At 71.5% G+C, this 22513-nt stretch carries 19 protein-coding genes and 2 pseudogenes; 11 read left to right on the top strand and 10 right to left on the bottom strand.

Annotated elements, in window-relative coordinates:
* The first annotated feature begins 361 nt into the window (after nucleotides 1-361).
* The 7 genes from ccrA to pssA all read left to right on the top strand — a co-directional run bounded on the left by ccrA (nucleotide 362) and on the right by pssA (nucleotide 8081).
* On the top strand, nucleotides 362-1699 hold the full coding sequence (ccrA, locus tag ACFSL4_RS30685; RefSeq protein ID WP_381090068.1) for a crotonyl-CoA carboxylase/reductase: 1338 nt from the start codon (nucleotides 362-364) through the stop codon (nucleotides 1697-1699).
* An 8-nt stretch (nucleotides 1700-1707) separates the two neighbouring features.
* Complete coding sequence (locus ACFSL4_RS30680) at nucleotides 1708-3735, top strand: protein meaA (RefSeq protein ID WP_381090065.1); 2028 nt, start codon at nucleotides 1708-1710, stop codon at nucleotides 3733-3735.
* A complete protein-coding gene (locus tag ACFSL4_RS30675) occupies nucleotides 3732-4697 on the top strand; it encodes an HpcH/HpaI aldolase/citrate lyase family protein (protein ID WP_381090062.1) in 966 nt (321 codons plus the stop codon). Before ACFSL4_RS30680 ends, ACFSL4_RS30675 begins: the two co-directional genes overlap by 4 nt.
* Before the next feature lie 4 nt (nucleotides 4698-4701).
* Nucleotides 4702-5214: a MaoC family dehydratase gene (locus ACFSL4_RS30670; protein WP_311693438.1), complete on the top strand. Its 513-nt coding sequence runs from the start codon at nucleotides 4702-4704 to the stop codon at nucleotides 5212-5214.
* 2 nt (nucleotides 5215-5216) lie between these two features.
* Nucleotides 5217-6422: an acyl-CoA dehydrogenase family protein gene (locus tag ACFSL4_RS30665; protein ID WP_381090058.1), complete on the top strand. Its 1206-nt coding sequence runs from the start codon at nucleotides 5217-5219 to the stop codon at nucleotides 6420-6422.
* Between the two features lie 170 nt (nucleotides 6423-6592).
* A complete protein-coding gene (locus ACFSL4_RS30660; RefSeq protein WP_381090055.1) occupies nucleotides 6593-7240 on the top strand; it encodes a phosphatidylserine decarboxylase in 648 nt (215 codons plus the stop codon).
* A gap of 22 nt (nucleotides 7241-7262) precedes the next feature.
* A complete protein-coding gene (pssA, locus tag ACFSL4_RS30655; protein ID WP_381090101.1) occupies nucleotides 7263-8081 on the top strand; it encodes a CDP-diacylglycerol--serine O-phosphatidyltransferase in 819 nt (272 codons plus the stop codon).
* Nucleotides 8082-8570: 489 nt separating this feature from the next.
* Here the strand turns inward: pssA and ACFSL4_RS30650 are convergent, their stop codons facing one another.
* Complete coding sequence (locus ACFSL4_RS30650; RefSeq protein WP_381090052.1) at nucleotides 8571-9737, bottom strand: glycerate kinase; 1167 nt, start codon at nucleotides 9735-9737, stop codon at nucleotides 8571-8573.
* 179 nt (nucleotides 9738-9916) lie between these two features.
* Here ACFSL4_RS30650 and ACFSL4_RS30645 point away from each other — a divergent pair, with 179 nt between their 5' ends.
* Both ACFSL4_RS30645 and ACFSL4_RS30640 read left to right on the top strand, forming a co-directional pair.
* A complete protein-coding gene (locus ACFSL4_RS30645) occupies nucleotides 9917-10408 on the top strand; it encodes an NUDIX domain-containing protein (RefSeq protein WP_381090049.1) in 492 nt (163 codons plus the stop codon).
* 90 nt (nucleotides 10409-10498) lie between these two features.
* Nucleotides 10499-11233, top strand: coding sequence for an SIR2 family NAD-dependent protein deacylase (locus tag ACFSL4_RS30640; protein ID WP_381090046.1), 735 nt, complete (start codon nucleotides 10499-10501; stop codon nucleotides 11231-11233).
* A gap of 388 nt (nucleotides 11234-11621) precedes the next feature.
* Here the strand turns inward: ACFSL4_RS30640 and ACFSL4_RS30635 are convergent, their stop codons facing one another.
* The 7 genes from ACFSL4_RS30635 to ACFSL4_RS30605 form a co-directional block, all read right to left on the bottom strand.
* Nucleotides 11622-12398 (bottom strand): class I SAM-dependent methyltransferase, encoded by a 777-nt coding sequence (locus ACFSL4_RS30635; protein ID WP_381090043.1) that lies wholly within the window; start codon nucleotides 12396-12398, stop codon nucleotides 11622-11624.
* 388 nt (nucleotides 12399-12786) lie between these two features.
* A complete protein-coding gene (locus tag ACFSL4_RS30630; protein ID WP_381090041.1) occupies nucleotides 12787-13269 on the bottom strand; it encodes a methylated-DNA--[protein]-cysteine S-methyltransferase in 483 nt (160 codons plus the stop codon).
* Between the two features lie 9 nt (nucleotides 13270-13278).
* Nucleotides 13279-14757, bottom strand: a complete 1479-nt coding sequence (locus tag ACFSL4_RS30625) for an AlkA N-terminal domain-containing protein (protein WP_381090038.1) — start codon at nucleotides 14755-14757, stop codon at nucleotides 13279-13281.
* A 527-nt stretch (nucleotides 14758-15284) separates the two neighbouring features.
* Nucleotides 15285-15794 (bottom strand): O-acetyl-ADP-ribose deacetylase, encoded by a 510-nt coding sequence (locus tag ACFSL4_RS30620; RefSeq protein WP_381090035.1) that lies wholly within the window; start codon nucleotides 15792-15794, stop codon nucleotides 15285-15287.
* Nucleotides 15791-17200 carry a phytoene desaturase family protein gene (locus ACFSL4_RS30615; protein WP_381090032.1) on the bottom strand — a complete coding sequence of 470 codons (1410 nt, stop codon included), beginning with the start codon at nucleotides 17198-17200 and terminating at the stop codon, nucleotides 15791-15793. Before ACFSL4_RS30615 ends, ACFSL4_RS30620 begins: the two co-directional genes overlap by 4 nt.
* Nucleotides 17201-17361: 161 nt before the next feature.
* Nucleotides 17362-18207: an inositol monophosphatase family protein gene (locus ACFSL4_RS30610; RefSeq protein ID WP_381090029.1), complete on the bottom strand. Its 846-nt coding sequence runs from the start codon at nucleotides 18205-18207 to the stop codon at nucleotides 17362-17364.
* Nucleotides 18208-18301: 94 nt separating this feature from the next.
* Nucleotides 18302-20122, bottom strand: coding sequence for a gamma-glutamyltransferase family protein (locus ACFSL4_RS30605; protein ID WP_381090027.1), 1821 nt, complete (start codon nucleotides 20120-20122; stop codon nucleotides 18302-18304).
* 283 nt (nucleotides 20123-20405) lie between these two features.
* Here ACFSL4_RS30605 and ACFSL4_RS30600 point away from each other — a divergent pair, with 283 nt between their 5' ends.
* A complete protein-coding gene (locus ACFSL4_RS30600; protein ID WP_381090098.1) occupies nucleotides 20406-20666 on the top strand; it encodes a DUF6480 family protein in 261 nt (86 codons plus the stop codon).
* A gap of 58 nt (nucleotides 20667-20724) precedes the next feature.
* On the opposite strand, the gene ACFSL4_RS30595 is transcribed toward ACFSL4_RS30600, so the two are convergent.
* Both ACFSL4_RS30595 and ACFSL4_RS30590 read right to left on the bottom strand, forming a co-directional pair.
* Nucleotides 20725-21351 (bottom strand): response regulator, encoded by a 627-nt coding sequence (locus tag ACFSL4_RS30595; protein WP_381090095.1) that lies wholly within the window; start codon nucleotides 21349-21351, stop codon nucleotides 20725-20727.
* Between the two features lie 59 nt (nucleotides 21352-21410).
* Nucleotides 21411-21929: pseudogene (locus ACFSL4_RS30590) on the bottom strand (sensor histidine kinase); the annotation flags it as partial.
* Between the two features lie 4 nt (nucleotides 21930-21933).
* On the opposite strand from ACFSL4_RS30590, the pseudogene ACFSL4_RS30585 reads away from it, so the two are divergent.
* Nucleotides 21934-22491, top strand: a pseudogene (locus tag ACFSL4_RS30585) (carboxymuconolactone decarboxylase family protein); the annotation flags it as partial.
* Between the last annotated feature and the right edge of the window lie 22 nt (nucleotides 22492-22513).

Raw genomic sequence — 22513 nt, 5'->3', positions numbered from 1 at the left:
GGTGCCGCCGCCGACCCGTTTCCGTGGGCCCGGACGCCGGATTTGATCGATCATCGCTCATCTGTTACGTAAAGATTTCATCTGAGAGCAACATCTGGCACGCAGTGCCTTGCCGAGTGACACGCCGTGCCATACGGTGAAGGGGTCCGGGCGGCCGGCGTGCAGAGACCTCTCGTACGCCGGCTGTCCCCGCAAGCCACGGCGAGCGCGCCCGGACGCCTGCGTCACAGGCAACTTCCCGCGCCACAAAGCGCTGCCACAGCACCACCCCGCCGAACCGACGGCACCCCTCACACCAGCAGCAGCACCGACGTAACCCTCAGCGTCTCCCCTCAAGACGCCATTCGCCGGAGGCACCACCGTGAAGGACATCCTGGACGCGATCCAGTCGGGGACGGCCACGTCCGCCGACTTCGCCGCCCTGCCGCTCCCCGACTCGTACCGCGCGGTCACCGTGCACAAGGACGAGACGGAGATGTTCGCGGGGCTCAGCACCCGTGACAAGGACCCCCGCAAGTCCCTGCACCTCGACGACGTCCCGCTGCCCGAGCTGGGACCGGGCGAGGCCCTCGTCGCCGTCATGGCCTCCTCGGTCAACTACAACTCGGTGTGGACGTCGATCTTCGAACCGCTGCCGACCTTCGGCTTCCTGGAGCGCTACGGAAAGCTCTCCGAGCTGACCAAGCGCCACGACCTGCCGTACCACATCATCGGCTCCGACCTCGCGGGCGTGGTCCTGCGCACCGGCCCGGGCGTCAACGCCTGGAAGCCGGGCGACGAGGTCGTCGCGCACTGCCTGTCGGTGGAGCTGGAGTCCTCCGACGGCCACAACGACACCATGCTCGACCCCGAGCAGCGCATCTGGGGCTTCGAGACCAACTTCGGCGGCCTCGCCGAGATCGCGCTCGTCAAGTCCAACCAGCTGATGCCCAAACCGGGCCACCTGAGCTGGGAGGAGGCCGCCGCCCCCGGCCTGGTCAACTCGACCGCCTACCGGCAGCTCGTCTCCCGCAACGGCGCCCAGATGAAGCAGGGCGACAACGTGCTGATCTGGGGCGCGAGCGGCGGCCTCGGCTCGTACGCCACACAGTTCGCGCTCGCGGGCGGCGCCACCCCGATCTGTGTCGTCTCCAGCGAGCAGAAGGCCGAGATCTGCCGGAAGATGGGCGCCGAGCTGATCATCGACCGCAACGCCGAGGACTACCGGTTCTGGAAGGACGAGCACACCCAGGACCCCAAGGAGTGGAAGCGGTTCGGCAAGCGCATCCGCGAGCTGACGGGCGGCGAAGACGTGGACATCGTCTTCGAGCACCCCGGCCGTGAGACCTTCGGCGCCTCGGTGTACGTCACGAGGAAGGGCGGCACGATCGTGACCTGCGCCTCCACCTCGGGCTACCAGCACCAGTACGACAACCGCTACCTGTGGATGTCCCTGAAGCGGATCGTCGGCTCCCACTTCGCCAACTACCGCGAGGCGTGGGAGGCCAACCGGCTCGTCTCCAAGGGCAAGATCCACCCGACGCTGTCGAAGGTCTACCCGCTGGAGGAGACCGGCCAGGCCGCCTACGACGTGCACCGCAACCTCCACCAGGGCAAGGTCGGCGTGCTGTGCCTCGCGCCCCAGGAGGGCCTGGGCGTGCGCGACGAGGAGATGCGCGCGGAGCACATCGACGCCATCAACCGCTTCCGGAACATCTGAGGTCGCACATGAGTGAGCGTCAGAAGGACCGGCCGTGGCTGATGCGTACCTACGCCGGTCACTCCACGGCCGAGGCGTCCAACGAGTTGTACCGGCGCAACCTCGCCAAGGGCCAGACCGGCCTGTCGGTGGCGTTCGACCTGCCGACGCAGACCGGCTACGACCCCGACCACGTCCTCGCCCGCGGCGAGGTCGGCCGGGTCGGGGTCCCGGTCGCGCACCTCGGTGATATGCGCCGGCTGTTCCAGGACATCCCGCTGGAGCAGATGAACACGTCGATGACCATCAACGCCACCGCCATGTGGCTGCTGGCGCTCTACCAGGTCGTCGCCGAGGAGCAGGGCGCCGACATCACCAAGCTCCAGGGGACGACCCAGAACGACATCGTCAAGGAGTACCTGTCCCGCGGCACGCACGTGTTCCCGCCCGGGCCCTCGCTCCGGCTGACGACCGACATGATCGCGTACACGGTCTCCCACATCCCCAAGTGGAACCCGATCAACATCTGCAGCTACCACCTGCAGGAGGCGGGCGCCACGCCGGTGCAGGAGATCGCGTACGCGATGTCGACGGCGATCGCCGTCCTCGACGCGGTGCGCGACAGCGGGCAGGTGCCGCAGGAACGCATGGGCGACGTCGTCGGCCGCATCTCCTTCTTCGTGAACGCGGGCGTCCGCTTCGTCGAGGAGATGTGCAAGATGCGGGCCTTCGGCCGGATCTGGGACCGGATCACACGCGAGCGCTACGGCATCGAGGACCCCAAGCACCGCCGCTTCCGCTACGGCGTCCAGGTCAACTCCCTGGGCCTGACGGAGGCCCAGCCGGAGAACAACGTCCAGCGGATCGTGCTCGAGATGCTGGCCGTGACCCTGTCGAAGGACGCCCGCGCACGTGCCGTGCAGCTCCCGGCCTGGAACGAGGCGCTGGGTCTTCCCCGGCCCTGGGACCAGCAGTGGTCGCTGCGCATCCAGCAGGTGCTCGCGCACGAGAGCGACCTGCTGGAGTACGGCGACATCTTCGAAGGCTCCAAGGTCGTCGAGGCCAAGGTGAACGAGCTCGTCGAGGAGTCGTTCGCCGAGATCGAGCGCATCCAGGAGATGGGCGGCGCCATGGCCGCCGTCGAGTCCGGCTACCTCAAGTCGCAGCTCGTCGCCTCGCACGCGGAGCGCCGGGCCCGCATCGAGTCCGGCCAGGAGAAGATCGTCGGCGTCAACATCTTCGAGACGACCGAGCCCAACCCGCTCACGGCCGACCTGGACACCGCGATCCAGACCGTCGACCCGGCGGTCGAGGCCCGCGTCGTCACCGCGCTCCAGGAATGGCGCGACACCCGCTACCAACCGCCCTTCAACCACCCGCGCCCGTGCAAGGCGCTGGAGCGGCTGAAGGAGGCGGCCAAGGGTACCGACAACCTCATGGAGGCCACCCTGGAGTGCGCCCGCGCCGGGGTCACCACCGGCGAGTGGGCCGGGGCCCTCAGGGAGGTGTTCGGCGAGTTCCGCGCGCCGACCGGGGTCTCCTCCGCGCCGGTCGCCGTGGCCGCCGAGGAGGGCACGGCCCTCGCCGCGGTGCGCCGCAAGGTGGACGCCACCGCCCGGGAGCTCGGCGTCGGCAAGCTCCGCTTCCTGGTGGGCAAGCCCGGCCTGGACGGTCACTCCAACGGCGCCGAGCAGATCGCCGTGCGGGCCCGTGACGCCGGGTTCGAGGTGGTCTACCAGGGCATCCGGCTGACACCGGAGCAGATCGTGGACGCGGCCCTCGCCGAGGACGTGCACGCGGTCGGCCTCTCGATCCTCTCCGGCTCCCACTCCCGGCTGGTGCCGGACGTGCTGGAGCGGCTGCGCGCTGCCGGTGCTGCCGATATCCCGGTGATCGCCGGCGGGATCATCCCCAGCGGCGACGCCGAGCAGCTCAGGGCCGCGGGAGTGGCCGCGGTCTTCACCCCGAAGGACTTCGACATCACCGGGATCATCGGCCGTATCGTCGACGAGATCCGCACAGCGAACAAGCTCGACCCCCTGGAGGTCCCCGCATGACTACGCCCGTCAACCGCCTGCGTCCGCGGCGCTCCTGCCTCGCGGTCCCCGGGAGCAACCCCCGCTTCCTGGAGAAGGCGCAGGGCCTCCCCGCCGACCAGGTCTTCCTCGACCTGGAGGACGCGTGCGCCCCGCTGGCCAAGCCGGAGGCGCGCCACACCATCGTGAAGTTCCTCAACGAGGGCGACTGGACCGGCAAGACCAGGGTCGTACGCGTCAACGACTGGACGACCGAGTGGACGTACCGTGACGTCGTGACGGTCGTCGAGGGCGCCGGCCCGAACCTCGACTGCATCATGCTGCCGAAGGTGCAGAACGCCGAACAGGTCGTCGCGCTCGACCTGCTGCTGACGCAGATCGAGAAGACGATGGGCTTCGAGGTCGGCCGCATCGGCATCGAGGCGCAGATCGAGAACGCGCAGGGCCTCAACAACGTCAACGAGATCGCGCAGGCTTCCCCTCGCATCGAGACGATCATCTTCGGCCCGGCCGACTTCATGGCGTCGATCAACATGAAGTCGCTGGTCGTGGGCGAGCAGCCGCCCGGCTACCCGGCGGACGCCTACCACTACATCCTGATGAAGATCCTGATGGCCGCCCGTGCCAACAACCTCCAGGCGATCGACGGCCCCTACCTGCAGATCCGCAACGTGGACGGCTTCCGCGAGGTCGCGGCGCGTGCCGCCGCGCTCGGCTTCGACGGCAAGTGGGTGCTGCACCCGGGCCAGGTGGACGCCGCCAACGAGGTGTTCTCGCCCTCCCAGGAGGACTACGACCACGCCGAGCTGATCCTGGACGCGTACGAGTACTGCACGTCCGAGGCGGGCGGCAAGAAGGGCTCGGCGATGCTCGGCGACGAGATGATCGACGAGGCGAGCCGCAAGATGGCGCTGGTCATCGCGGGCAAGGGCCGCGCCGCCGGCATGCAGCGCACCAGCACGTTCGAGATCCCGGAGGCGTAGGGCCATGCAGTTCGGACGCACCTACGAGGAGTTCGAGGTCGGGGCGACGTACAAGCACTGGCCGGGCAAGACGGTCACGGAGTACGACGACCACCTGTTCTGTCTCCTCACCATGAACCACCACCCGCTCCACATGGACACGAACTATGCGGAGAAGACGACGGACTTCGGCAAGAACGTCGTCGTCGGCAACTACATCTACTCGCTGCTGCTCGGCATGTCCGTGCCGGACGTCTCCGGCAAGGCGATCGCCAACCTGGAGATCGAGTCGCTCAAGCACGTGGCGCCGACCTTCCACGGGGACACGATCTACGGCGAGACGACCGTGCTCGACAAGTGGCCGTCGAAGTCGAAGAACGACCGCGGCATCGTGCATGTCGAGACCAAGGGCTACAAGCAGGACGGCACGCTGGTGTGCGTGTTCCGCCGCAAGGTGATGGTCCCCACCGAGACGTACATCAAGGAGCGCGGCGGCGAGCAGCCCGGCCGCCCGGAGCTGAAGCAGCAGGAGAAGTAGCCATGGCACGACTCGCCCAGACCGCCGGTCTGACGGACGTCCAGCAGGAGATCGTCTCCACGGTCCGGGACTTCGTGGACAAGGAGATCATCCCGGTCGCGACGGAGCTGGAGCACCGCGACGAGTACCCGCAGCAGATCGTCGACGGCCTCAAGGAGCTGGGCCTGTTCGGCCTGATGATCCCCGAGGAGTACGGCGGCCTGGGCGAGTCGCTCCTCACCTACGCGCTGTGCGTGGAGGAGATCGCCCGCGGCTGGATGTCGGTCTCCGGCATCATCAACACGCACTTCATCGTGGCGTACATGCTCAAGCAGCACGGCACGCAGGAGCAGAAGGACCACTTCCTGCCGAAGATGGCGCTGGGCGAGATCCGCGGCGCCTTCTCGATGTCGGAGCCCGGGCTGGGCTCCGATGTGTCGGCCATCACGTCGAAGGCGGTCAAGGACGGCGACGAGTACGTCCTCAACGGCCAGAAGATGTGGCTGACGAACGGCGGCACGTCCTCGCTCGTCGCCGTTCTCGTCCGAAGTGACGAAGGACACCCCGAGGGCACGGCGCCCCACAAGTCGATGACGACCTTCCTGGTGGAGAAGGAGCCCGGCTTCGGAGAGGTCCGCCCCGGCCTCACGGTCCCCGGGAAGATCGACAAGATGGGCTACAAGGGCGTGGACACCACGGAGCTCATCATGGACGGCCTGCGTGTTCCGGCCGACCGGGTGCTCGGCGGGGTCACCGGCCGCGGCTTCTACCAGATGATGGACGGCGTCGAGGTCGGCCGGGTGAACGTCGCGGCGCGTGGCTGCGGCGTTGCTCAGCGCGCCTTCGAGCTGGGCGTCTCCTACGCCCAGCAGCGGCACACCTTCGGCAAGCCGATCGCCCAGCACCAGGCCATCCAGTTCAAGCTGGCCGAGATGGCTACCAAGGTCGAGGCCGCTCATGCCATGATGGTGAATGCAGCGCGCAAAAAGGACTCGGGTGAACGAAACGACCTCGAAGCAGGGATGGCGAAGTACCTCGCCTCCGAGTACTGCAAGGAGGTCGTGGAGGATGCCTTCCGGATCCACGGCGGCTACGGCTTCTCGAAGGAGTACGAGATCGAGCGCCTCTACCGTGAGGCCCCGATGCTGCTCATCGGCGAAGGCACCGCCGAAATCCAGAAAATGATCATCGGTCGCCGGCTGCTCGAAGAGTATCGACTGCAGGGGTAAGTGCCCGTGTTCGGGGTGTTTTCTTCACGAAGAAGATCACACCCCGTCAACACTCTTCGGCCGCCGACTCGGCTTCCTGGCTTGCCCAGTTGCGGCCCATGACCGGTACGATCGCCGGAAAGCCGCCGTCCCCCGTCGAAGCGCGGCATCATCCGCTACGAAGGTCATCCATGCCCCACAGCCAAACCTCTGCACCACGCGGCCGGGTCCGCCTCGCGCGCGGAGCATCGCCGTGGCTTCTCCCGACCGTTGCCACCGCAGCCCTCAGCCTGGCCCGGGCCCGCCGCTCCGGCGCCGCCAAGGCCGTGGCCGTGCCCGCCACCGCGCTGGCGGCGGGCATGCTGTGGTTCTTCCGCGACCCCGAGCGCGAGATCACCCGGGGCCGGGTCATCTCGCCCGCCGACGGTGTGGTGCAGAGCATCATGCCGTGGAAGGACGGGCGCACCCGCGTCGCGATCTTCATGAGCCCGCTCAACGTGCACGTCAACCGCGCCCCGCTCGCCGGCACGGTGACGTCGGTCGAGCACATCCCGGGCGGCTTCGTTCCCGCGTTCAACAAGGAGAGCGAGAACAACGAGCGCGTCGTCTGGCACTTCGACACCGAACTCGGTGACATCGAGATGATCCAGATCGCCGGCGCCGTCGCCCGCCGTATCGTGCCCTACCTGCCCCAGGGCACCAAGGTCGAGCAGGGCGACCGCATCGGTCTGATCCGCTTCGGCTCGCGCGTCGACCTCTACCTGCCCGAGGGCGTGGACGTCGCGGTGGAGGTCGGCCAGAAGACCGTGGCTGGGGTGACTCGTCTTGACCGTGATTGATCCCGATACCCAGTCCGACTGGGTGCCGGAGGCGGACGACGTGGACGAGGAGGAGATGCCTCTCTCGCTCCGCCTCTCGATAGCGGACACCCTCACCCTCGGCAACGCCACATGCGGCTTCATGGCGGTGTACTTCACCACCACCGGCATTCTGATCCCGCACCTGACGGGCAACGACGAGTCGACCGGCATGGCCCGGCACAGCGCGGCCACGGCCGTCATCCTGATGCTGTGCGCGGCCGTCTTCGACCTGTTCGACGGCCTCGTGGCCCGCAAGCTGCGCTCCTCCCCGATGGGCGCGGAGCTGGACAACCTCTCCGACCTGATCAGCTTCGGCCTGGCGCCCGCGTACTTCGTGCTGGTCTACGGCATGGTCGCGGACGACGCGCACCAGAGAGTGGCCGCGCTCGGAGCGATCGTGGTGCTGCTCGCCGTGGTCCTGAGACTGGCCCGCTTCTCTTGCGTGACGATGAAGGACGGCATGTTCCAGGGCATGCCCTCGCCCTTCGGCGCGCTGACGGTGGTCTCGATCGTCCTGCTGGAGCTGCCGTTCTTCGCCACCCTGCTGGCGATCCTCGGCACAGCGTGGCTGATGGTGAGCCGCGTGGAGTACCCCAAGCCCCGGGGCCGCCTGGCGGTCGCGATGCTGGCCTGGATCGTCCTGTCCATGGGCCTCCTGGCGGCATGGGCGTTCGACGCCCCCAGCGGTCAGCTCCTCCTCCAGACGGGCTGTGCGCTGCAGCTGGTCATGGGCGCGGTGATCCCGCTGTTCGCCACGGCCCGCCGTGTCCACAACTTCCGGGACAACCGCCGCGAGGCACGGGCGGCGCAGCTGCCGTAGGGCCGGTGACGGCGTCTACGGCCGTACGGCGGCCATAGACGGCCATACGACGGGAAGGGCCCCGAACCATACGGTTCGGGGCCCTTCGTCTGCCCACCGCTCCCCCCTCGAACCGGGCCTCCGGAGCCGGCATCGGCGGCCGGGGGGCCGGTTGCCGGGACGGCTGGGGGCGGCCGGGACATGGCCGATGGGCAGCGGCCGGGACGACCGAGACCGAAGAGCCAGGAGCCGGAGCTACCGGGAGCCCGAGGGGCGGGACGCCCCAGACCGAAGAAGCGGAAGCCGGAACCACCAGGAACCCGAGAGACAAGACGACCGGGACCGAAGAACCAGAAGCCGGAGCTACCGGGAGCCCGAGGGGCGGGACGCCCCAGACCGAAGAAGCGGAAGCCGGAACCACCAGGAACCCGAGAGACAAGACGACCGGGAGCGGGACGGCCGGGGGTGCGGTGCCGGTTCCGGTCGTATCCGGGTGGCAGCGGCTTTCCGTCAGGCCAGGAAGTCCCGGGCGATCCGCTCTGCCACCCGCTCAAGGATCGGTCCTGCCTCCGCGATGCACCTCGCGACGTCAGGCTCCGTCTCCGTCAGCGGGTAGGCCCGGCGGATGCCGGCCCGCCCCAGCACCGCCGGCGGCAGGGCCAGGCGGCCGCAGACCGCGACCACCTCCTTGCCGGCCGCCCGCGCGGCGGCGGCGACGCCCGCCGGGGCCTTGCCGTGCAGCGTCTGCTCGTCCAGCGAGCCCTCGCCCGTGATCACCAGCGAAGCCCGCTCCAGCGCCGGCGCGAAGCCCAGCACGTCCAGCATGACCTCGATGCCGGGCCGGAACCGCGCGCCGAGGATCAGCGCCCCGTACCCGATGCCGCCCGCGGCGCCGGCACCGGGGGACGCGGCGTACTGAGCCGCCCGGGGACCGACCGCCTCCTCCAGCACCTTCGCGTAGTGGGCGAGCGCCGCATCCAGCGTCGCCACGTCGTTTGGCGAGGCACCCTTCTGCGGCCCGTACACGGCCGGCGCGCCCGTCGGCCCGGTCAGCGGATTGTCGACGTCGCTCGCCAGCACCAGGTCGACCGAGGCCAGCCGCGGGTCGAGGCCCGACAGATCGGCACGGGCGAGTTCCGGCAGGCCGCCCCCGCCCGGTGCCACCGGCTCTCCCCCGCCGTCGAGGAGGCGCGCCCCGAGCGCGGACAGCATCCCCGCGCCCCCGTCCGTCGTCGCGCTCCCCCCGACCCCGAACACGATCGTCCGCGCCCCGGCGTCCAGCGCCGCCCGCAGCAGTTCCCCGGCGCCGTACGTGGACGCGGTCAGCGGCGCGAAGACCCCGGCGGGCAGCCGCTGCAGCCCGCTCGCCTCCGCCATCTCCACGACCGCGGTGTCACCGCGCAGCGCGAACGCCGCCGTCACCTCCTGACCGAGGGGACCCGCGACCCGCACCCCACGCCGCTCGAACCCGGCCGCGACCGCCGCGTCCACCGTCCCGTCCCCGCCGTCGGCCACGGGCAGCGCCTCGACTTCGAGGTCCGGCACGACTCTGCGCAGCCCCCTCGTCACCCGCTCGGCGACCTGCACGGCCGTCAGCGACCCCCTGAACTTGTCCGCGGCGATGAGTACCCGCCGCGCCGGCCGGGTGTCGTTCACTGCAGCGTCCGCCACCTGCATCCCCTTGCTCTCCACGCCTTGCGCACGTCAAGGCAGTCGCGCCGCTGTGACCCTAACCGGAGCCCGCACCGGCCGTCATGCCTTCAGCCGTGGGAGCGTGAGGGGCGCACCAATGCCTCAGGGATGCGCAGCAGATCGTGTCCGCGAGGTGTGCCCCGACCTCTGGTTACGCTTCCTGAATGACCACTCCAGACTTCGCCGCCTACATCGCCTCCCTCCCCCGCATCATCGCCGGCGCCGCCGCGCTCTTCCGCGACGCCGAGGGCCGGGTGCTGCTCGTCGAGCCCAACTACCGTGACGGCTGGACGCTTCCGGGCGGAACGATCGAGTCGGACGACGGGGAGACACCGCGGCAGGGTGCCCGGCGGGAGACCGCCGAGGAGATCGGACTCGACGTCGGGCTCGGGCGGCTGCTCGCGGTGGACTGGGTGCACGGGGTGGGGCGGCCGCCCCTGGTGGCGTATGTGTACGACGGCGGGGTGCTCGCCGAGGACGACATCAAGGCGATCCGTCTGCAGGAGGAGGAACTGCTGTCCTGGCGGTTCGTGCCGCGCGACGGACTCACCGGGTACCTGCCGGGCGAGCTGGGCCTGCGTGTCCTGGCCGCACTCGACGTGCTTGCCGAGGGCGCGGGGACGGCGGAGCTGGAGAACGGCCACCGGGTCGGCTGACGGCGAGGCGCCGGACGGCTGCGGCTCCGCCACCGCCGGGGGCCGATATCCGTTCGCCGCGTCCGGATCGCCCGGCCTACCCTCGGTCGCATGACCAAGCCCCTCGTCGCCGTCCTGAGCGGTGCCGGCATCTCGACCGATTCCGGGATCCCCGACTACCGCGGGCCCAACGGTCTGTGGCGCCGGGATCCCGAGGCCGAGAAGCTCGTGACGTACCAGTACTACATGGGCGATCCGGAGATCCGGCGGCGCTCATGGCAGATGCGGCGCGAGAACCGGGCGCTGACGGCCGAGCCGAACGCCGCGCACCGGGCCCTTGCCGAGCTGGAGCGGTCCGGCGTGGCCGTGCGCGTGATCACGCAGAACGTCGACGGGCTGCACCAGCTCGCCGGGATGCCCGCCCGCAAGGTGCTCGAACTGCACGGCACGGTCCGCAGCGTCGTCTGCACACGCTGTCATGCGCGCGGGTCCATGGAGGACGCGCTCGCCCGTGTCGAGGCCGGCGAGGACGACCCGCTGTGCCTGGAGTGCGGCGGGATCCTCAAGTCGGCCACGGTGATGTTCGGCGAACGGCTCGACCCCGTCGTCCTCGGCGAGGCCGTCGCCATCACCAAGGCGTGCACCGTGTTCATCGCCGTCGGCAGCAGCCTCCAGGTCCAGCCCGCCGCCGGACTCGCGGGCGTGGCCGCCGACCACGGCGCGCGGCTGGTCATCGTCAACGCCGAACCGACACCGTACGACGACCTGGCCGACGAGGTGATCCGCGAACCCATCGGCACCGCCCTGCCCGAACTGCTGCGCCGTCTTCGCCGGACCGGTCCCTGAACGGTCTCGCCGGCGTGGGAAAGCCCCGCGTCCGGCCCGACCGGGCGGTGTCCGGTGAGTCGAGCGGCCGGGCCGCGTTCACCGGCTGTGGAACAGCAGCGGGTGTTCCGGGTCAAAGGAGCAGATGAGGAATCCGCCGTGGCCACCGCACTTCGAATGCCGCCCCGACCGCTGCAGACTTGTCCCGCTTCCGCTGGAAGTTCAGCACCCCGGGAACACTGACCTCGACGGTGGCGAAGGTTCCGACGATTCCAGTCCGGACCTGCACGTCACTTGCCGCCATGTCCCCCCTGCTGTCAAGGTCGCGTTCTGCGGTACGCCCCGGGCGAGCCGGGTCGCGTCCGCACCCGCGTGACCATGCAAGGTGCTCGGCGGCGGTCTCCCGGCGCTACGGGGAGCGGGTGACGCGGATCTTGGACTGGCCGTGGGGCAGTTCCTCCCAGTCCTCCATGAAGCGGGCCGCAAGGCCGTGGTTTTGGGCCAGGGCGAGGAGTGTCTCGGTGCGGTAGTAGAAGTCCTCCCGCAGCACGTGGTGTTCCTCGCCCTCGGTGCGGTCGAAGGTGAAGTCGAACCAGCCGCCCGGTGCGAGCACCCTGCCGACGTTGGCCAGGCACTCCTCGATGACCGGCAGCGGCGAGTGCGAGAAGACGCTGTGCGCATGCACCACGTCGAAGTGGGCGTCCGGCAGGAAGCGCAGCGTCAGGTCTCGTACGGGAGTCAGGGTGGGGAGCCGTTTCTGCAGGCCCATCGCCACGATCGTGTCGTGCGCGGCGAAGAGGATGTCGGGCGAGATGTCGATGCCGTAGTAGTGCCCCGGCTCCAGGTGGCGGATGAACCGCCAGCCTCCGCGCAGGTTGCCGCAGCCGATCTCCAGCATGCGGTGCCGCGGGAGCAGACCATGGCCGAGCAGATAGTCGAACTGCATCGCCCCCAGTGCCAGCCACCGCTCACGGTTGCGGCTGCCGACGGCCGCGTCCGGGTCGGCGCGGGTGTCGGACCGCATCACGGCGCGGTAGTAGGAGACGTGGTCCGGCGAGCGGTGACGCAGCCACACGTCCCGGGCGGCTCGGGCCATATGGCGCGGCACCCGCTCGGGATGGCGCAGGGCGTAGGCGATGCGGTGCCCGAGGGCGGCGCGATTGGCGCTGACGTTCTTGGCCGGCACGCGGTTCTTCCTTCCCGGCTGGCACGAACGCGGCGGCCGACCGCCGCGCCCCGCGGATCCTGACGCGGGCCCCGGTGCATGGGCGGCAGATCCTGCTCGGCCGACCGGCCGCGGTCCCGAGGCGGTTCGGACGACCCCCGCATCGGACGATCCCCGCATCGGCCGGCCGGCTGATGCGGGCCGACGTGTGCAGCGTGAAACACGGGAGGGCGACGCGCAAGTCGTCCCCTGCGCGGAAAAGGCGGTGAGACGGGCACGAGAAGGCCGTGCGCCGATCCGGACCGGCGTCGAACCCGCGCCCCCTCCCGGCAGCCCGCACGCCGTCCGCCGTCTGGCCCGCTGGGCTCCGTGTCGGCCGTCCGGGTGGTTCGGCTCGCCCACACGGCGCTCAGAAGAGGGCCGTGCCGCTCTCGAAGTCCAGCAGGCGCTTCTTGCGGTCCAGGCCGCCGCCGTAGCCCGTCAGACCGCCGTTCGCGCCCACGACTCGGTGGCAGGGCACGATGATGCCGATCGGGTTCTTGCCGTTGGCGAGGCCGACAGCGCGCGAGGCGCCCGGGTTGCCCAGGGCGTCGGCGAGTTGGCCGTACGAGCGGGTCTCGCCGTAGGGGATCATGCGCAACTGCTCCCAGACGCTGTGCTGGAAGGGCGTGCCCTGCAGGCGCAGTTCCAGGGTGAACTCCTTCAACTCGCCCGCAAAATAAGCCGCCAGTTGCTCGGCCGCCTCGTCGAAGGGCGTGTCGTCGCGCTCGCCGAAGGCCTCCTCGGGTGGACGGTGACGCTGGCCCACCATGTAGAGGCCGGACAGGACGCCGTCCGTACCGACCAGGGTCAGGGGGCCGTACGGGCTGTCGATCACGGTGTGCTGCTTCATGGAAGGTCCTCACACGGGAAGGAAGTTGATCGGGTGACCGTCCGTCGCCCACAGGTACTGGACCGCGTACGCCCGCCACGGCCGCCAGGCCGCCGCGCGTGCCGTGAGCGCGGCCGGGGTGGACGGCAGTCCCAGTCCCTGTGCGGCGCGCCGGATGCCGAGGTCGGTCGGCAGGAACGCGTCAGGATCGCCGAGCGCGCGCATGGCGATCACGTCGACCGTCCAGGGGCCGAAGCCGGGCAGGGACAGCAGCCGGGCGCGGCTGTCCTCCCAGTCGCTCTCGACGCCGAGGTGAAGTGATCCATCGGCGAGCCGGCGGACGAGTGTGGCGAACGTGGTGCGGCGGGTGCGCGGCATCGCGAGCGTGGCCGGGTCGAGCGCGGCGAGTGCCTCGGGCGCCGGGAACAGGTGGGTGAGGCCGCCTTCGCGATCGTGGACCGGTTCGCCGTGGGCGGTGACCAGGCGGGCCGCGTGGGTGCGGGCGGCGGCCGTGGAGACCTGCTGGCCCAGAACGGCCCGTACGGCGAATTCCGCCTCGTCGACGGTGCGCGGCACCCGGCGGCCGGGTGCCTTGTCGACCAGGGGCGCGAGCACCGGATCCGTGCGCAGTTGGCCGTCGACCGCGACCGGGTCTGCGTCCAGGTCGAGCATGCGGCGACAGCGGCTGATGGCGACGGGCAGGTCGCGCATGTCGCTGAGGGTGAGGCGGCAGGCGATGTGGTCGGCCTGCGGGGTCAGCGCCACGATCCCATGGCCGAACGGCAGCCGCAGCGTGCGCCGGTACGCGCCGTCCCGCCACTCCTCCACGCCGGGCACGGCGGTCGCGGCGAGGTGGCCGAAGAGGTTGTCGGGGTTGAGCGGGGCGCGGAACGGCAGTCGCAGGCTCAGGGCCCCCGGAGCCATCGCCGTCGTCCGCGGCAGGCGGTCGCGCAGTTCGCTCGGGGAGAGCGCGAAGACCTCACGCACGGTGTCGTTGAAGGTGCGGATGGAGGAGAATCCGGCCGCGAACGCGATCTCCGCCATCGGCAGCGCGGTCGTCTCGATGAGCAGCCGGGCGGTCTGGGCGCGCTGGGCCCGGGCGAGCGCGAGAGGTCCGGCGCCGAGTTCGCCGAGGAGCTGGCGCTCGATCTGACGGGTGCTGTAGCCGAGGCGGACGGCGAGGCCGGGCACGCCCTCGCGGTCGACGACGCCGTCGGCGATGAGCCGCATGGCGCGGGCGACGAGATCGGCGCGGTGGTTCCACTCGGGGGAGCCGGGACTGGTGTCCGGGCGGCAGCGCTTGCAGGCCCGGAATCCGGCCTGCTGGCATGCGGCCGCGCTCGGGTGGAACGTCATGTTCTCCGGCTTCGGCGGCACGGCCGGGCAGCTGGGCCGGCAGTAGATCCGCGTGGTCAGGACCGCCGTGAAGAACCAGCCGTCGAAGCGCGCGTCCTTGGACCGTACGGCTCTCAGGCAACGCTCCCTGTCGTGGTGCATCCCGTTCCGCATGGCTCCAGCATCGGGCATGGGCAGGGGCCCGGCTGGCGGGAATGCGACATGTACGTGGGCCGACCAGCCGTTTCCGCGATCGCGACCGGGCGATCCGGGCGCCGCCGCTCACGAACAGGAGTACCGGAGGGCTCCCTGGCCGTGTAGGTCGGCTCGCTGTCGTCACGTCTCCGCCAGTCGGCGTGTTCCGGTGCTGACCCCGGCGGAGTCGAGGACCCCCTGGCCGGCGGGGGGAGCGGGCTTCTTCCTGCCCCAAGATCTCCATCCCATGGTCGGCAATGCTATGGGGCGGCCGGTCGGACGCGGTCCCTTCAGACCGCCGGGCCGCCGGGCCGCCAGGACACCAGGCCGCCAGGCCGCCAGGCCGCCAGGCCGCCAAGACGCAGGGACGCCAGGACGCCAGGACACCAGGACGCCAAGACGCAGGGACGCCAAGACGCAGGGACGCCAAGACGCAGGGACGCCAGGACGCCAGGACGCCAGGGCGCCAGGGCGCCGGGACGCCGGGGCGCCGGGACGCCGAAACCTCAGGCCAGTTGCCCGGCGAACGCCTCGTAGGCCCGTTCGTCGAAGAGGACGAACCTGACCTCCTCGACCTCCGTCGCCGCGGCCCTGACCGTCTCCACCGCGATCCGGGCCGCGTCCTCCAGCGGCCAGCCGTAGACACCGGCGGAGACGGCCGGGAACGCGACCGTGCGGGCGCCGAGTTCGTCGGCGACGCGCAGGGCTTCCCGGTAGCACGAGGCCAGCAGTGCCGAGCGGTCCTCCTGGGGGGAGAATCGCGGGCCCACCGTGTGGATCACCCAGTGCGCGTCCAGGTCGCCCGCCGTGGTCGCGACGGCCTGACCTGTTCGCAGCCCTTTGCCGTACCGAGAGGCACGGAGTCTGCGGCAGTCCTCCAGGATCGCGGGGCCGCCGCGCCGGTGGATCGCCCCGTCCACCCCTCCCCCGCCCAGCAGCGAGGAGTTGGCCGCGTTGACGATCGCGTCGGCGCTCTGCCGGGTGATGTCGCCCCGGAGCAGCGTGATGGCTGTCATGTCTGCCGCAGCCTACGCCAGACGGCCTTCGCCGCGTTGTGGCCCGACATGCCGTGGACGCCGGGCCCCGGCGGGGTGGCCGACGAGCAGATGAAGACGGCCGGGTGAGGGGTGCCGTAGGGGAACAGGGAGAGTTTGGGACGGAGGAGGAGCTGGAGTCCGGACGCCGCGCCGGAGGCGATGTCACCGCCGACGTAGTTGGCGTTGCGGGCGGCCAGTTCGGGCGGGCCCGCGGTGGCGCGGGCCAGGACGCGGTCGCGGAAACCCGGTGCGAAGCGCTCCAGTTGGCGTTCCATGGCGTCGGTGAGGTCGCCGGTCCAGCCGTTCGGCACATGGCCGTACACCCAGAAGACCTGCTTGCCCTCGGGGGCGCGGGTGGGATCGGCGACGCTGGGCTGCACGGTGATCAGGAACGGCCTGTCCGGCGCGCGCCCCTCTCTGGACGCCGCGCGCAGGGCGGCGCCGATCTCCTCGCTGTCCGCCCCGATCTGCACGGTGCCTGCGGCGCGCGCCTCCTCGGCGGTCCACGGCACGGGGCCGTCGAGGGCGTAGTCGATCTTGAAGACTCCGGGGCCGTAGCGGTAGCTCTCGTAGTACCTGCCGAAGCCCGCGATGCGGGCCAGGGCGGTGGGCGAGGTGTCGAAGACGTACGCACGGGCCGGAGGCAGGTCGTCGAGGCGCTTGACCTCGTAGTCGGTGTGGAGGGCGCCGCCGAGGTCCTTGAGATAGGCGGCGAGGGCGTCCGAGACGGACTGGGAGCCGCCGCGGGCCACCGGCCAGCCGCGGGCGTGCGCGGCCAGCGCGAAGACCAGGCCGATCGCGCCGGTGGCGAACCCGTCGAGCGGTGCCATCACATGCGCGACGAGCCCGGAGAACAGCGTCTTCGCCCGCTCGTCGCGGAAGCGGCGCATCAGCCACGTCGACGGGGGCAGGCCGACGAGGCCGAAGCGGGCCAGGGTGACCGGGTCCCGTGGGAGGGCCGTGAGCGGCAGGGACATGAAGTCGCGGGCCAGCGTGTCCCAGCGGTACAGGAAGGGCTCCACCAGCCGCCGGTACGTCCCCGCGTCGCGCGGCCCGAACGAGGCGGCCGTCTCGGCCACGGACCGGGACAGCACCGCGGCCGTGCCGTCGGGGAAGGGATGCGCCATCGGCAGTTCGGCGTGCAGCCACTCGAGTCCGTACCGCTGCAGGGGCAGCGCTCTGAACGCGGGCGAGTTGATGCCGAGGGGGTGCGCCGCGGAGCACGGGTCGTGCCGGAAGCCGGGCAGCGTCAGCTCCTCGGTGCAAGCGCCTCCGCCGATGGTGTCGCGGGCCTCGAAGACCGCCACGGAGAAGCCGCGGCGGGCCAGCTCCACGGCAGCCGTCAGCCCGTTGGGCCCCGCCCCCACCACGACCGCATCGAGCATCGACGGCACCTTCGGACTCCTTCGTCAGCCGGTGGCCTCTGAGGATCAGGATATGCCGGTGGACCGGCAGCCCGCGGGGCGCGGGGTCACCTCCCGATGAAGCGACGGTTTCGCTCGGGCGGTCTCGCACGCGCCGGTCGGGCGGTGTCCCCGGCCCGGGATCAGACGGTGTCGGAGAGCAGCTCCACCACCCGGCGTGCCGTGGCCTCGTCCCGGGCGGCGGTGAACGGCAGGGCGTTGCCGCCCGTGACGCGGAACCGTTCGCCCGTCAGCGTCAGGTGTGCGCCGCCCGCCTCCTCGACCAGGAGGAGTCCCGCCGCGTGATCCCAGGCCGCCTCCCACGAGAAGGCTGTCGCGTCCAGCCGGCCCTGCGCGATGTGGAGGTACTCCAGGCCCGCCGAGCCGCACGAGCGCGGGCGGACGCCCTCCGTCTGCAGGCCGAGGAGGGCGCGCTTCTGCTCGTCCGTCGTGTAGAACGGGTGGGACGTGGCCACCTCGAGGTCACGGCCCGGCGCGGGCGAGCCGGACCGCAGGCGCTCACCGTCGAGGAACGCGCCCCCGCCCCGCGTCGCCGTGGCGAATCGGTCCAGGGCCGGCGCGTACATCCACGAGGCGTACACGACACCCCGCTGGGCGAGCGCCACCAGCGTGCAGAATCCGGGATCGCCGTGGACGAACTGGCGGGTGCCGTCGACCGGGTCGATGATCCAGACCGGTGCCTCGCCCCGGATCGCGTCGTAGGTCGCCGGATTGGCGTGGACCGCCTCCTCGCCCACCACGACCGAGCAGGGCAGCATCTTGGAGAGCGCCTCGGTCAGATACACCTCGGCCCTGCGGTCGGCGTCCGTGACCAGGTCGTGCGGGCCGTTCTTCTCGTCGACCTCGTGCGCGGCGAGCTGCCGGAAGCGCGGCATGATCTCCATGCCGGCGGCCCTGCGGACGGCCTCCTCGACGTCGGACGTGCCGTGGGCGAGAAACTCCTCGATGGTTTCCATGTCTTCGATCATGGCTCCATGAGAGCATGCGCCCCTGACATTCCTCGCCGAGCCGGTGTACCGCGGGTGGAATCGGCATGAAGACGGGGCGTCACGGCGCCCGGGTTCAGCGGCCGACCGCGTAGCCCTGCATGCCGCGGGGATTCGCCGCCGCCGACAGCACACCCGTCTCCGGATCCCGGGCCACCGCGCACAGCCGCCCCTCGGACCAGGGATCACCGACGGTCACGTCATGGCCGCGGCGGCGCAGTTCCTCGACGACCCCGGGGTCCATGCGGGACTCGACGGTGACGCTGCCGGGGCGCATCCCGCGCGGGTAGAAGGATCCCGGGAAACCGTCGTTGTGCCAGTTCGGGGCATCGACGGCGCCCTGGAGGTCGAGGCCGCCACGGACCGGCGGGCGCAGCACGGCCGCCAGGAAGAAGTGTGTCTGCCACTGGTCCTGCTGGTCACCGCCCGGTGTGCCGAACGCGAGTACCGGTTCCCCGTCACGCAACGCGATCGACGGGGTGAGGGTGGTACGAGGGCGGCGGCCGGGTGTCAGGGAGTTGGGCAGCCCCTCGTCCAGCCAGGTCATCTGGAGGCGGGTGCCGAGCGGAAAGCCGAGTTCGGGCACCACCGGGTTGGACTGCAGCCAGCCGCCGCTGGGCGTGGCCGCGACCATGTTGCCCCAGCGGTCGACGACATCCAGATGGCAGGTGTCGCCGCGGGTGCTCCCGTCCGCCGCCACGGCCGGCTCCCCGCTCCCGGTCGCACGGGCCACCGTGGGCTCGCCGGCCCCGAGGGCGTCGAAGCCCGGCTCGCCGCCGGCCACGACGCGCGCGTACTCGCTCAGGCGCGGAACACGGCCCCCGGGGGCTCCGGGCCGCAGCTCGTACGACGCCTTGTCGCCGATCAGGGCGCGCCGCTCGGCGTTGTAGGCGTCCGACAGCAGTTCCCCGAGCGGCACGTCGGCCGCGTCGCCGTACCACGCCTCGCGGTCGGCCATGGCGAGCTTGCAGCCCTCGATCAGCAGGTGCACGTACTGCGCGGAGCCGTACGGCGGCAGCTCGGGCGGGAGCAGGGCGAGCTGCTGCAGCAGGGCGGGACCCTGGCTCCAGGGGCCCGCCTTGCACACGGTCCAGCCGTTCCAGTCGTATGTCGCCGGAGCCTCGTAGGAGGCGGACCAGCCCGCCAGGTCGGCGGCCGTCAGGGTGCCCTCGTGCCGCTCACCGCTGGTGTCCATGGTGGGCCGCCGCGCCTGGCGCACCAGAGCCTCGGCGATGAAGCCGGACCGCCACACCTCCCGCGCCGCCTCGATCTGCGCCGTCCGGTCGCCCGCCTGTGACACCTCGGCGAGCAGCCGCTTCCAGGTGGCGGCCAGCGCGGGATTGCGCAGCAGCGCGCCGGGGCGCGGCGGCCGCCCGCCCGGCAGGTACACCTCGGCCGACGACGTCCACTCCGTCTCGAACAGCCGGCGCACGCTCTCGACGGTCTCTCCGACGCGCTCCACGGGGGCGTGCCCGTGTTCGGCGTAGCCGATGGCGTAGACCAGGACGTCGGCGAGGGACTTGGTTCCGTGGTCGCGCAGGAGGAGCATCCAGGCGTCGAACGCGCCCGGCACGGCCGCGGCGAGCGGCCCGGTGCCGGGGACGAGGTCAAGACCCAGTCCCCGGTAGTGATCGATCGTGGCCGCGGCGGGAGCGACTCCCTGCCCGCACAGCACCCGCACCTCGCCGCCCGCCGGGGCGAGGAGGATCGGGACCTCACCGGCGGGCCCGTTCAGGTGCGGCTCCACGACGTGGAGGACGAAGGCTCCCGCCACGGCCGCGTCGTACGCGTTGCCGCCGCTCTCCAGCACGGCCATCGCCGACTGGGAGGCCAGCCAGTGGGTGGAGGACACCATGCCGAAGGTGCCCTGGAGCGTGGGCCGGGTGGTGAACCGCATGTCTCACCTCGATGGTCGCGCGCGGCGGTCTGTCCTGGCTGCCGGGCGGGGACGGGACGCGAACACGGTACGGCGACGGGGAGGGCGGTCACCATGGTGCCCCCGGTGAAGAGGGGGCCGCCCCCTGCGGCGCACGCCGGACGCGGCCCCTCGTGCACCCCGGATGCCGACGCCCGGCGCCGAGTGATCGATCCGGTCCACGCGGTTCATTCGGTTCATCCTGTTCGTCACGTTATGGGAGGGTGACATCCCACGGTGGGGGTATTCAGTGGGTATGAACCATATGGACCAGGACAGGGAAGCGGGCGGCACCCAGGACGTGCGCTACCGCGCCTCCGAGCCGGCGCGGCCCCTGGGCGTGGAGCCCGGCGGGGTGCCGCCGGGCGAGACCCCGCCCGGCGAGAGCTGCATCTCGGGCGCCGCCCCGAAGCAGAGTTATGACCGCACACGCGGTTGGGCCAAGGCACCGATGACCGCGATCCTCGTCCTCACGGTGCTGGTGGCCGCGTTCTTCCTGGCCTACGCGGTGATGCTCGCGGTGTGAGCGGTGCTGCGACCGGGAGACCGGTCCGGGTGGCGGGCGGCGGCCCGGCGCCCGGGGGTCATGCGGTGCGCGCCCGCACCAGGCCGGACTCGTAGGCGAACACCACGAGCTGGGCACGGTCGCGGGCGCCCAGCTTTGTCATGGCATGGCTGATGTGCGTCTTGGCCGTGAACGGACTGATGACCATGTGCGCGGCGATCTCCTCGTTCGTCAGGCCGCGGGCGGCCAGCGCCGTGACCTCGCGTTCGCGGGGGGTCAGGGTCTCCAGGCCCGGTGCCGTCGCCCGGTCCGGGGGCCGGGCCACGAACTCTCCGACGAGGGTGCGGGTGACGGACGGCGACAACAGCGCCCCGCCACGCGCGACCACCTCGATCGCCTGCAGCAGGTCGGCGGGCTCGGTGTCCTTCAGCAGGAACCCGCTGGCGCCGGCCCGCAGCGCCTCGAAGACGTACTCGTCCAGGGCGTAGTTGGTGAGGATCACCACGCGGACGGCCGCGGGCGCCGGGTCGGCGGCTATCCGGCGGGTCGCCTCGATACCCGTCATCACCGGCATCTGCACGTCGATCAGCGCGATGTCGGGCACCTGCGCGCGCACCAGCGCCAGCCCCCGCTCGCCGTCGGCAGCCTCGCCCACCACCTCGATGCCGTCCTCGGCGTCCAGCAGTGCCCGGAAGCCGGCGCGCATCAGGGCCTGGTCGTCGACGAGCGCGACTCTGATGCGGGCCCTCGGCCCATCCGCCGCGTTCACGATGCCCCCTCCGCCGGCGCCAGCGGCAGTGCGGCCCGCACCGAGAAGCCTCCCTGCGCCCGGGGCGCGGCGTGCAGGGTGCCGCCCAGGGCGGTGACCCGTTCGCGCATGCCGGTCAGTCCCGTGCCGGGGGTGGGCGGCCGCGACGGGGAGGCGGAGCCGTCGTCGTCGACCCGGACGGCCAACGCCTCACGGCCGTAGGCGAGATGGACGCTGACCCTGGCGGGGCCGGCGTGCCGCGCCGCGTTCGTCAGCGCCTCCTGGACGATGCGGTACGCGGCGCGGTCCACGGCCGCCGGCAGCGGGCGTTCGTCCCCCGTGACCGTCAACTCGGCGGCCAGGCCCGCCGCGCGGGCCCGCTCCACGAGCAGCGCGGGCGTGCCGGTGCCGCCCTCGTCGGTGCGCAGCACGTCCAGCGTGGCGCGCAGTTCACGCATCGCCTCGCCGCTCGCCTCCTGGATGGCGAGCAGCGCGGGCGACACCTCCTGACCGCGCTTGCGGGCGAGATGGACGGCAAATCTGGGCACCGCGTTCGCCTTCCACTTCATCAACCGGATCGTCTCGGCCCTTCTCACCGAACGGCTGCTGCCGGGAAACGCGCAGCGGCTGCGGCCGGTACGGAGCATCGCCGGCCGAGCGATCGCCGGGACCGTGCGCAGGCGCGCCGTGCCCGGCGCGTCGCTGCCCCTGCTCGACGGCCTCGGACCGGGGCCGGCCTGGGCGGCCGGGACACCCGTCGGTCCCGCCTACGCCGCGCTGCGCTCGGCCGCCTCGGCGGGCGGGGACCTGCTCGACGAGGCCGACCGGGCCCTGGTGCGGGAGGCCGTCCGGACATGGGACGGTGCGCACCCTCCGCTCGCGTGGGAAGAACTGCCCGGCCGCTCCCGGCCCGGGGCCCGGCTCGCGCTGCTGGCGGCGCTCGCCCCGTACCGGATCGCCGATGAGGACGTGGCCGCCTGGCGTGCGCCGGGCCGCACCGACCGGTGTCTGGTTCGCCTGGTCGCGTACGGCGCCTTCGCCGCCGTCGACCGCGTCGAGTCCGCGCTCCCCCTTCCGGCCGCCCGGGAGGCGCGATGAGCGCAGCCGCCGGCTCCCGCCG

Origin of the sequence: Streptomyces caeni (genome assembly GCF_042678285.1) — a bacterium.
Classification (GTDB): Bacteria; Actinomycetota; Actinomycetes; order Streptomycetales; family Streptomycetaceae; genus Streptomyces; species Streptomyces caeni.
This window is presented reverse-complemented; position numbering and strand designations above follow the sequence as displayed.

Bases quoted from the DNA above. Each gene is read 5' to 3' on its own strand.
- ACFSL4_RS30680 (WP_381090065.1), top strand. From the start codon at position 1,708: ATGAGTGAGCGTCAGAAGGACCGGCCGTGGCTGATGCGTACCTACGCC.
- ACFSL4_RS30675 (WP_381090062.1), top strand. From the start codon at position 3,732: ATGACTACGCCCGTCAACCGCCTGCGTCCGCGGCGCTCCTGCCTCGCG.
- ACFSL4_RS30670 (WP_311693438.1), top strand. From the start codon at position 4,702: ATGCAGTTCGGACGCACCTACGAGGAGTTCGAGGTCGGGGCGACGTAC.
- ACFSL4_RS30665 (WP_381090058.1), top strand. From the start codon at position 5,217: ATGGCACGACTCGCCCAGACCGCCGGTCTGACGGACGTCCAGCAGGAG.
- ACFSL4_RS30660 (WP_381090055.1), top strand. From the start codon at position 6,593: ATGCCCCACAGCCAAACCTCTGCACCACGCGGCCGGGTCCGCCTCGCG.
- ACFSL4_RS30650 (WP_381090052.1), bottom strand. From the start codon at position 9,737: ATGCAGGTGGCGGACGCTGCAGTGAACGACACCCGGCCGGCGCGGCGG.
- ACFSL4_RS30645 (WP_381090049.1), top strand. From the start codon at position 9,917: ATGACCACTCCAGACTTCGCCGCCTACATCGCCTCCCTCCCCCGCATC.
- ACFSL4_RS30640 (WP_381090046.1), top strand. From the start codon at position 10,499: ATGACCAAGCCCCTCGTCGCCGTCCTGAGCGGTGCCGGCATCTCGACC.
- ACFSL4_RS30630 (WP_381090041.1), bottom strand. From the start codon at position 13,269: ATGAAGCAGCACACCGTGATCGACAGCCCGTACGGCCCCCTGACCCTG.
- ACFSL4_RS30625 (WP_381090038.1), bottom strand. From the start codon at position 14,757: ATGCGGAACGGGATGCACCACGACAGGGAGCGTTGCCTGAGAGCCGTA.
- ACFSL4_RS30620 (WP_381090035.1), bottom strand. From the start codon at position 15,794: ATGACAGCCATCACGCTGCTCCGGGGCGACATCACCCGGCAGAGCGCC.
- ACFSL4_RS30615 (WP_381090032.1), bottom strand. From the start codon at position 17,200: ATGCTCGATGCGGTCGTGGTGGGGGCGGGGCCCAACGGGCTGACGGCT.
- ACFSL4_RS30610 (WP_381090029.1), bottom strand. From the start codon at position 18,207: ATGATCGAAGACATGGAAACCATCGAGGAGTTTCTCGCCCACGGCACG.
- ACFSL4_RS30605 (WP_381090027.1), bottom strand. From the start codon at position 20,122: ATGCGGTTCACCACCCGGCCCACGCTCCAGGGCACCTTCGGCATGGTG.
- ACFSL4_RS30600 (WP_381090098.1), top strand. From the start codon at position 20,406: ATGGACCAGGACAGGGAAGCGGGCGGCACCCAGGACGTGCGCTACCGC.
- ACFSL4_RS30595 (WP_381090095.1), bottom strand. From the start codon at position 21,351: ATGCGCGCCGGCTTCCGGGCACTGCTGGACGCCGAGGACGGCATCGAG.